General features: G+C 33.0%; 5 protein-coding genes, 1 tRNA gene and 2 pseudogenes. 5 read left to right on the top strand and 3 right to left on the bottom strand.

Features of this window, described 5'->3' with window-relative positions:
* The 3 genes and pseudogenes from AB8B65_RS15515 to AB8B65_RS15505 form a co-directional block, all read right to left on the bottom strand.
* A pseudogene (locus AB8B65_RS15515) lies at window positions 1-266 on the bottom strand (aminoacyl-tRNA hydrolase); the annotation flags it as partial.
* Window positions 267-466: 200 nt separating this feature from the next.
* A complete protein-coding gene (locus tag AB8B65_RS15510) occupies window positions 467-1,072 on the bottom strand; it encodes a 50S ribosomal protein L25/general stress protein Ctc (protein WP_405302178.1) in 606 nt (201 codons plus the stop codon).
* Between the two features lie 25 nt (window positions 1,073-1,097).
* Window positions 1,098-2,039 (bottom strand): ribose-phosphate pyrophosphokinase, encoded by a 942-nt coding sequence (locus AB8B65_RS15505; protein WP_405302177.1) that lies wholly within the window; start codon window positions 2,037-2,039, stop codon window positions 1,098-1,100.
* Between the two features lie 153 nt (window positions 2,040-2,192).
* On the opposite strand from AB8B65_RS15505, the gene AB8B65_RS15500 reads away from it, so the two are divergent.
* From AB8B65_RS15500 to AB8B65_RS15480, 5 genes and pseudogenes are all read left to right on the top strand, one after another.
* Window positions 2,193-2,274: transfer RNA gene (locus AB8B65_RS15500), tRNA-Leu, on the top strand.
* A 228-nt stretch (window positions 2,275-2,502) separates the two neighbouring features.
* Window positions 2,503-3,231: a hypothetical protein gene (locus tag AB8B65_RS15495; protein WP_405302176.1), complete on the top strand. Its 729-nt coding sequence runs from the start codon at window positions 2,503-2,505 to the stop codon at window positions 3,229-3,231.
* 6 nt (window positions 3,232-3,237) lie between these two features.
* A complete protein-coding gene (locus tag AB8B65_RS15490) occupies window positions 3,238-3,597 on the top strand; it encodes a fibronectin type III domain-containing protein (RefSeq protein WP_405302175.1) in 360 nt (119 codons plus the stop codon).
* Window positions 3,594-4,067: a hypothetical protein gene (locus AB8B65_RS15485; protein ID WP_405302174.1), complete on the top strand. Its 474-nt coding sequence runs from the start codon at window positions 3,594-3,596 to the stop codon at window positions 4,065-4,067. The genes AB8B65_RS15490 and AB8B65_RS15485 overlap by 4 nt, the downstream gene beginning before the upstream one ends.
* 95 nt (window positions 4,068-4,162) lie before the next feature.
* Window positions 4,163-4,918, top strand: a pseudogene (locus AB8B65_RS15480) (hypothetical protein); the annotation flags it as partial.

The raw sequence follows: 4,918 nt of genomic DNA, 5'->3' as shown, positions 1-4,918 counted from the left end.
GTACTAGGTTTTAAGAGGATAAACGTTCTTCCTTTAAATTTATAGCTTGTTACATCGCCTAATTTATCTGTTTTAAAAGTCAGTTCTTCTTTCTTGGCGAAAAAATCTAATACTTTAAATCCGATATTGTGGCGAGTATTTGCATATTCACTCCCAATATTTCCTAAGCCTACAATGAGAAATTTTTTCATAGGATCTGTTTCTTCTATGTTTAATGATGCTTTTGATTGAGACGTACCAAATAGTTTTCTGAAAAATTGAAGCATACTATTTTATGAAATTTTTATGTAAAAATAAAACCTATTGAATCTTAAGACAAGTTTGAGTCATAAAAAATACTATAAGTGTTGAGATCTTGCTTTTTAGCAGGATTAGTTGAACTTACAGATTTCTCAAAATTGTTTCACTAAAATAAAAAAGCATTCCGATATGGAATGCTTTTTATAGATCAGAAAATCAAATATTTTTAAGCTTCTGCTCCTTCTTCTGTTCCTTCTTTTGCAGCATCTTGCGCAGCTTTCATTGCAGCACGCGAGATTCTTACTTGACAAACTACAGTGTTGTCTGCATGTAATAACTTGAAGTTATCATTTGTTAAGGCAGTAACATATAATTTGTTTCCAATTTTTAATTCAGATACATCTGCATCAATAGAATCAGGTAAATTTGCAGGCAATGCTTTTACTCTAAGTTTACGCTTGTTTAAACGTAAAACTCCACCATCTAATACACCAGGAGCATTTCCAACAACATTTATTGGAATGTTCATTGTTACTTCTTTGTCTTCGAATAAACGATAGAAGTCAATGTGTAAAATTTTGTCATTTACAGGGTGAAATTGAATATCCTGTAAAATAGCGTTGTGTGTAGAACCGTCTTCCAATGCAATCACAACTGTGTGCGCATTTGGAGTATACACTAATTTAGAAAATGATAATTCTTCTGCTGAAAAGTGTAATGGATTGTCTCCTCCGTATAATACGCAAGGAACCTTTCCAGCATTACGTAAGGCTTTAGTTGATACTTTACCTACGCTTTCTCTTTGAGATCCGTTGATTGTAATTGATTTCATTCTTTGTGTTTATATTAATATTTAATTACATTAAAAACTTTGAGCTAATCGAAGTATTTGTTTGTACTCTTTGCATTACATCTGCAAATAAATGTGCACAGCTTACTACTTTGATTTTGCTTGATTCTTGGCGTAATGGAATAGAATCGGTTACGATTAATTCTTCTAATTTTGAATTTTCTATTCGTTCATACGCTTGTCCTGATAAAATAGGATGTGTACATATTGCACGTACAGATAATGCTCCTTTTTCCATCATAACTTCTGCGGCTTTGGTTAATGTTCCGGCAGTGTCTACCATATCATCTACTAAAACTACATTTTTTCCTGTTACATCACCAATTAATTCCATGTGTGAAATTACGTTGGCTTTTTTACGTTGTTTATAACAGATAACAACATCGCTTTCTAAAAACTTAGAATATGCGTAGGCTCTTTTTGATCCTCCCATATCTGGAGAAGCAATCGTTAGCTTGTCCAAATTTAACTTTCGTAAATATGGTAAAAACACGGTAGAAGCAAATAAATGATCTACTGGTTTTTCAAAGAAACCTTGAATTTGATCTGCGTGCAAGTCCATTGTAATAATGCGTGTTGCACCTGCTACTTCTAGCATTTTAGCTATTAGTTTAGCGCCTATTGGCACTCTTGGTTTGTCTTTACGATCTTGTCTTGCCCAACCGAAGTAAGGAAGTACAGCTGTAATATGACGTGCAGATGCTCTTTTTGCAGCATCTAGCATTAACAGCATTTGCATCAAATGATCAGAGTTTGGAAACGTAGATCCTATGATAAATACTCTTGCGCCACGAACCGATTCTTCAAACGAAGGTTGAAATTCACCATCACTATATGTTGAGAACGTTACACTTCCTAACTCTACTCCATATTGTTTTGCAATTTTTCTTGCAAGTTCATCACTTTGTGTACAGGCAAAAATCTTTGGTTCTGGGACAGTATAGGCCATTTATTATGCTGTTTAGTAGTTAGTTAATTGTTGTGTTGTGTCAAATGAGGTGCAAATTTAGAAATTTATTACAACTCTAAAAGCTTTTATTTCTTTTTTTAAGCAAGAATTAAAAATATTTTCTAAATTTGCACTCCTTTAGAAACAAAAGAAGCTCGAGTGGCGGAATTGGTAGACGCGCTGGATTCAAAATCCAGTTCTTTCGGGAGTGTGGGTTCGATTCCCACCTCGAGTACTAAAAGTAAAAATCCCAACAGCAATGTTGGGATTTTTTTTGTTTATGTAAAAGATGTGTTTTGCTAATCTGTAATAATTAATGCGTGTATACTTCTTTTGCACCTTTTATTTTTAAGATGTATGTTTCTGTCTTTAAAAACCTAGTATTCTTTCAATAAAAATTACGCTTATATATTATTTTCAAGAATTCGAAAATGTTTAGTTATTTTTGAATAAAGCTGAATGTATGCGTAGAATTTTAACCCTTATTTTAATTAGTTTTTTGATGTTTGGTTGTAAAACAATTTCAGTCAATCAAAAGACTCAAAGACTCACCGAAACAAATGTAGAATTAGGTTCTATTGGTTTGTTGAATGGAACAGTTCTTTCACATTCATACGAAAGTATTGCCATACCAATTTTTAAAAAAGAATTGAAATTAAGTGTGCAAGCTGTTTCCTTTTCCAAACAAACTTTTAAAGCATTTGCTAAAGCAAATGAACAAACTAAAAAAATTGCGCTCACGTTTTCAGATTCGCTGAAAGTGAAACCTGAATATGTATTGTTGCAATTTGTAGATCGCGTGGCAATTACTTCTGAACTAAATGATTCAAAAAATACTGGAGTACGTTCGTATTTGGAAAATAAAGAAGATGCGCAGATGATTACGAGTATTTCTGTAGCATTTTCTGCAAATGATATCAATCTATTAAAAAAAGCAGAAGAAGTTTTTTTAGCACAATCATCTTCAAAGAAGTTCAGCGTATTACTTAAGAATTTAGATGGAAAAGAACAAGTTTTAGAACTTTCTAAAGGTGTTGTTTTTGCGTATCAAACCTCAGGTTTTTGTTGGAAAGAAAATAATAGACACAAACTTGTAATCGCTGATATTGTGAGTAATTCCGAAGGTTGTCCGCCAAATACACATCGCAAAGCATCTAAAGCAGTTCAAGAAGACGATTATTTTAAATTATAATATAATATGAAAAAACACATATACAGCACATTCATTTTATTGACTCTTGTGAGTTGCTCCGATATTATTGAAGTTCCTGACATTTCTAATGATGCAGTTACACTTATTGCTCCTGCTAATAATGCAACACTTAGTCTTACTACATTAACACTTTCATGGGATAGAGTAGAAGATGCAGAAAGTTATCAAGTGCAAATAGCACGTCCTGATTTTGAGAATATTTTACAACTCGAACAAGATTCTATCGTTACAGAAAATTCTATTGAAATTGAATTAGAAGCTGGAAATTCGTATCAGTGGCGTGTGCGCGCTCAAAACAGTCAGTATACAACTCCTTATTCAACCTATTCATTTTCAATTGAATGATGAAGAAAAAAGGAAAAACATATATCTTATTAACGGTTGTTCTCGGAATTTGGGGAGCAATCGGCTATCAGATTTTTTCAAAATTTGGCACTGATGATGCGCCAATTGTTGCTTCAAATGCTACGGTTCAATTTTCACCAAAACAAACCATAGAAAAAGATACGTTTAGCATCAACACACAACATGCAGATCCTTTTTTAGCAAAACCATATCAGCAAAAGAAAACGACGACAGTTAGGCGAGCTTCAAAAAGTAAAAAAGAGCCAATTGTATTTCCGTCAATTGCTTACAAAGGCGTGATTTCAAAAGAGCAAAATGCCCAAAATATTTACATCGTTGCCATTCGCGGAACACAACAACTTTTAAAAATTGGAAAAACGATTCAAGATGTAAAACTTTTAAAAGGAAACAAAAAGTCGATTACGATTGCATATAAAGGAGAACGAAAAACGATTTTAGTGTCTAAATAAATGATGAAACTTCCATAATGAGATTTCGATATCCAAGAAGAAAATGATTATATGGAAGCAACATGTGACAAATAAAAAACAATACATATAAACCCATGAAACTTCACAAAGTAAAAGCAGGTGCATTACAATTTGCAATCATGGTTTCTGCCATCATCGCAGTATTGCTGTCTGTTTTTATAGTGCTAGTACATTCGCATTCTTTATTTGAAAAAAAGTCAGATTTACTTTTAGAAACCATTCAACAAACGGAACATGTACTATTTGCCGAAATTCGTGATTTTTCTGTAGAAAGAGATACTGTTTTTAGCGTGATTGATGAAGAAAAAAACAGCACTTCCAAACTGCATAAAAGTTATTGGGGAATGTATGGGAAAATATATTCAAATGTAAAAACAAAAGGAAAATCCTTTGAAAAAGTGGCGCTTGTAAGTGGTTTTCAATCAGATGTAGATCGAACTGCTTTGTATTTACAAGAAACCAACAGACCGTTAATTGTGGTAGGAAATACAAAAATTGAAGGAAAATCGTTTTTGCCCGCTAGAGGCATTCGCGCAGGAACGATCTCAGGGAATTCGTATTACGGAAGCAATCTTGTGTACGGAACTATTTCAAAAAGTAAAGAAACTCTTCCGAAATTACCGAAATCGTTAACAAATTATATCGCTTCTTTGGAAAAAATGCCACTTCCAACTGACGATGAAAGTTATATCAATCTGAAACAAGGAAAAACATATACAAACTCGTTTTCGGCAGCTGTAAAAACAGTTTTTAGCAATGGTGAATTGGATATTTTGAACGTCAAATTGATTGGTAACATCTTGATTCGTTCCAACACAAAAATAAAAGTT

This window comes from Kordia sp., from assembly GCF_045105435.1.
Taxonomy (GTDB): domain Bacteria; phylum Bacteroidota; class Bacteroidia; order Flavobacteriales; family Flavobacteriaceae; genus Kordia.
This window is presented reverse-complemented; position numbering and strand designations above follow the sequence as displayed.

Coding starts and splice junctions, on each gene's coding strand:
- AB8B65_RS15510 (WP_405302178.1), bottom strand. CDS start 1,072: ATGAAATCAATTACAATCAACGGATCTCAAAGAGAAAGCGTAGGTAAA.
- AB8B65_RS15505 (WP_405302177.1), bottom strand. CDS start 2,039: ATGGCCTATACTGTCCCAGAACCAAAGATTTTTGCCTGTACACAAAGT.
- AB8B65_RS15495 (WP_405302176.1), top strand. CDS start 2,503: ATGCGTAGAATTTTAACCCTTATTTTAATTAGTTTTTTGATGTTTGGT.
- AB8B65_RS15490 (WP_405302175.1), top strand. CDS start 3,238: ATGAAAAAACACATATACAGCACATTCATTTTATTGACTCTTGTGAGT.
- AB8B65_RS15485 (WP_405302174.1), top strand. CDS start 3,594: ATGATGAAGAAAAAAGGAAAAACATATATCTTATTAACGGTTGTTCTC.